This is a genomic window from Bradyrhizobium sp. STM 3809 (assembly GCF_000239795.1).
Taxonomy (GTDB): Bacteria; Pseudomonadota; Alphaproteobacteria; order Rhizobiales; family Xanthobacteraceae; genus Bradyrhizobium.
Window position 1 is genome coordinate 1 of the sequence record NZ_CAFJ01000684.1, and the last position, 2382, is coordinate 2382.

Below are 2382 nucleotides of genomic sequence, written 5' to 3' on the forward strand. Positions count from 1 at the left end.
TGAGGCCTCGCCCTTCGAGACGACCGCCTTGGGGCGGTCTCCTCAGGGTGAGGGTTGAAAGCGAAGGGATGTGAGATCGAGGCGAAAACTCTCAGTTTCGCGCATCACGCCGCGGGCCGGCTGAGATAATAGCGCAGCAGCGCCTGTCCGGCGGGTGACAGCCAATCGGGTGCGCCGGTGATGTAGCCTTCGACGAGGCCGCCGGTGCCGATGAGATAGGTGATCGGCATCGCCGGCAAGGCGAACACGGAAGCGTCCGGATTGGTCGGATGCGTCGCTTGCGCGTGCGGGTCGGCGAAGGAGGCGCGGGGCATCGCGACCTCCTGGGCGTAGCGCCGGATGGTCTTGATGTCGCGGCGGTCGGCGCAGATGCTCCAGATGTCGAGGCCTGAGAGCTGCGACTTGTCGAGCGCGGCCAAGGTCGGAAGGTCGGTCTTGCAGGCGGCGCACCAAGTGGCCCAGAGATTGACCAGCGTGACGCGGCCGGGCTTCGGCGCGAGCTGGACATCATGGCCTGTCAGGTCCTGCAGCCGCAGCGGCGGCAGCGGCCGGCGCGGCCGCTCGAGGATGAACTGACTGCGGCCGGCGCCGAACAGCGGCGGATCGGGCTGTTGCGCGGCGGCGCGGCTGGAGAGCCATAGAGTGAGGCCCAGCGTTGCGGCGTGCTGCAGCAGGCGCCGTCGCGATGCGAGCGCCACCGGCTCAGCCTTGTCCTGATCCCGATCAGCCATGGACATAGGCCCAGCCCTTCATCTGCAGCTCGACCATGCGGCCGATGCCGAACGGCACCAGCCGGGCGCCGTCGATCAAAGGGATCGTGACGTTCTCCTTGCTCTCCGCGATCGCCTTCGACGACGCGCACATGCTGAAGACGACGCCTGGAAACATCTGGCGCAGCGTCGCCAGCGGCTCCTTCAGCGGCGACTTGTCGGCGCGAAACAGGTCGATGCCCTGGCCGTTGGCGACCACCTCGATCGGCGGCGCCACCTGGCCCTTGCTGGCGAAATGCCTGGAGAGGTTGGCGGTGTAGCTGATCGCATGGCCCATCACATGCGGATCGTTGCGGTCGATCAGCACGACGATTCCGCGATGCTGGGCGACGGCCGCAACGGCGGGGGCTGGGGCGCCGAGGGCCGTTGCGCCAGCGAGCAAGCCGCGGCGCGAAACGGGTGCAACAGGGTCGCTCATCGCGGCTTCCTTGGGGTCGCGAGGACAAAGGCGGCGCCGGATCTGTCCAGCGCCGCAGATCCCTGGATCAGCCGCGCGGCGCGATCGGCGCCTTGCTGCCGCGGCCCCACAGCACGAACAGCGACAGCGCGAGCAGGACGATGTTGAGCGGCGTCACCGCGGCCTCACCGCGCGAGAGGTGGAAGACCAGCGCGAACACCTGCAGGGTGGTGCAGCCGAGCGCGGCGAGCACGGTCAGCCGCGGCATGATGCGGGTCAGCGCGGGCAACAGGATGCCGAGGCCGCCGGCGAGGTCGATCAGGCCGATGATGCGGACGAAGGCTGCGGAATGATCGCCGGTCCACGGCATCATCTGCGACAGCTCCGGGATCGGCGTGAACAGCTTGGTCACGCCGGCGAAGGTGAACAGCGCGAAGATCAGCGCCTGGGCGGCCCACAGGCCGATGCGCAGCGCCAGGGAAGGCTGCAGCGGCAGGTCGTTGGTGGTGGTGGCGGCGGACATCGATGGTCTCCTGGAAGGGATCTCAGGAGCGACATTGATGATTTCTCTCTATTTGATCATTATGCCGCTTGTTGAAGCATCATTTCCTCTGGGTTATCGATGGATACGCTTGTCAGTATTCGGGTATTCTGTCAGGTCGCGGAGCTCAGGAGCTTTGCCGCAGCGGCCGAGCGCCTGAGCCTGTCGCCAGCGATGGCCTCCAAGCACGTCATGCAGCTGGAGCGGCGGCTGTCGACGCGGCTGCTGAACCGCACCAGCCGCCGGGTCGGCCTGACCGAGGCCGGCCAGGTCTATTTCGACCAGGTGCGGCAGATGCTGGACACGCTCGAGGAGGTCGAGGCGGTCGTCAGCAAGGCCACGGTGATCCCGCGCGGCACGTTGAAGGTCAGCGCGCCGGTGTGGTTCGCCAATGCGCAATTCGCCGGCATGATGGCGGCCTACCGTGCGCGCCATCCGGACGTGATGCTCGACATCGATCTCAGCGGCCGGCTGGTCAACCTCGTCGACGAGGGGTTCGATCTCGCGTTGCGCGTCTCCGCCGCGCCGGGCGACGGGCTGATCGCGCGCCCGCTGCCGCCGGTGCTGATGCAGCTCGTCGCCGCGCCGAGCTATCTCGCCGCGGCGGGCCGGCCGGCGACCTTGGCCGAGCTCGACGGCCATGCCTTCCTGAAATATTCGCTGTATCCGGCCAA

At 67.7% G+C, this 2382-nt stretch carries 4 protein-coding genes; 1 reads left to right on the plus strand and 3 read right to left on the minus strand.

The window, feature by feature from the left end; translation table 11 throughout:
* Positions 1-104 precede the first annotated feature (104 nt).
* The 3 genes from BRAS3809_RS30180 to BRAS3809_RS30190 form a co-directional block, all read right to left on the minus strand.
* Entirely contained in the window at positions 105-731 is a 627-nt protein-coding gene (locus BRAS3809_RS30180; protein ID WP_008965812.1) for a TlpA family protein disulfide reductase, read from the minus strand.
* The gene (locus BRAS3809_RS30185) at positions 724-1188 is read right to left on the minus strand and encodes a DsrE family protein (protein WP_008965813.1); all 465 of its coding nucleotides are present in this window, start codon (positions 1186-1188) and stop codon (positions 724-726) included. The genes BRAS3809_RS30180 and BRAS3809_RS30185 overlap by 8 nt, the downstream gene beginning before the upstream one ends.
* Before the next feature lie 67 nt (positions 1189-1255).
* Positions 1256-1690: a DoxX family protein gene (locus BRAS3809_RS30190; protein ID WP_008965814.1), complete on the minus strand. Its 435-nt coding sequence runs from the start codon at positions 1688-1690 to the stop codon at positions 1256-1258.
* Between the two features lie 99 nt (positions 1691-1789).
* Between BRAS3809_RS30190 and BRAS3809_RS30195 the strand changes: the two genes are divergently transcribed.
* A partial coding sequence (locus tag BRAS3809_RS30195; RefSeq protein WP_035659433.1) for a LysR family transcriptional regulator occupies positions 1790-2382 on the plus strand: 593 nt, incomplete at its 3' end.